The sequence below is a fragment of the Corynebacterium lipophilum genome, from assembly GCF_024102595.1.
Classification (GTDB): domain Bacteria; phylum Actinomycetota; class Actinomycetes; order Mycobacteriales; family Mycobacteriaceae; genus Corynebacterium; species Corynebacterium pseudogenitalium.
This window is the reverse complement of the sequence record NZ_JAEUWV010000051.1, coordinates 1-850: the sequence shown is the minus strand read 5'-3', so window position 1 is coordinate 850 and position 850 is coordinate 1. Positions and strand designations below refer to the sequence as shown.

1 protein-coding gene is annotated in these 850 nt (G+C 56.6%); it reads left to right on the top strand.

Annotation, left to right across the window (positions count from 1 at the left end; all coding sequences use genetic code 11):
* Nucleotides 1-144: 144 nt before the first annotated feature.
* Nucleotides 145-850, top strand: a 706-nt coding sequence (locus tag JMN37_RS11270) for a zinc-dependent metalloprotease (protein ID WP_252932206.1), incomplete at its 3' end; no start/stop codon positions are given.

Below are 850 nucleotides of genomic sequence, written 5' to 3'. Positions count from 1 at the left end.
GTCGAGAATATCGATACCATTTTGGGTGCTCGTGCGGCAGTCTTCCGGGTTGGTGTCATTGGTGATCAGATGCAGCGTGGCCACTGGGGTACCGGGTTGGCCCTGGTTGCGGATAACTCGTTTTATGTTGCCAAGCATGAACGCATGCGCACTGATGATCAGTTGCGCAACACGATCATGCACGAGCTGGGCCACACGCTGGGGCTCAACCACAATGGTTCGATGAAGTTCGCCAACGAGGTCCCGCAGTCGGATTACCTGCCGAACTACTACTCGGTGATGAACTACCTCTACCAGTTCACGCACTTTAACTACTCGGATGAAGAATCTGTCTCTGGTGGGCCACTGCCAGAGGTGTGCAACCAGCCGGGTATGGACTGCTACAAAGGTGACTACCGTGTGCCAGCTGACTGGGACAACTTGATGATCAACACCGGCAAGATTGGTAAGGATTACAACTCCACCATCGGTGCTGCAGGTAGCAAGGTTGATGCCAAGGCATTGGCTGCCCAGCAGGAAGCGATGCAGCAAGCTGAGGCCGCGCAGGGCAGCGCGAAGGTTGCTGTTGTAGGTGACCCTGAGCTTCACCGTGGTGAGAATATGGTGAGCTTGAAGGTTGCAAATCCTGGGTTGGATGCGGCCCGGATGCGTGTTGAGGTTGTCTACCCGTCGGGGAAGGCCGAGCAGACTGTGACGGTTGCAGGCCAAGGCGAGGCGACGGTTGCGCTGCCAATCAGTGTTGGTGTGGTTAAGACGTCGTCGTTGCCGTTGGATGTGCGTGTGGTCAATGAGGATGGCTCGCAGGCCTTTGCTGGCCGGTTTGATGTTGCCGCGGTCATGGATGCGGATG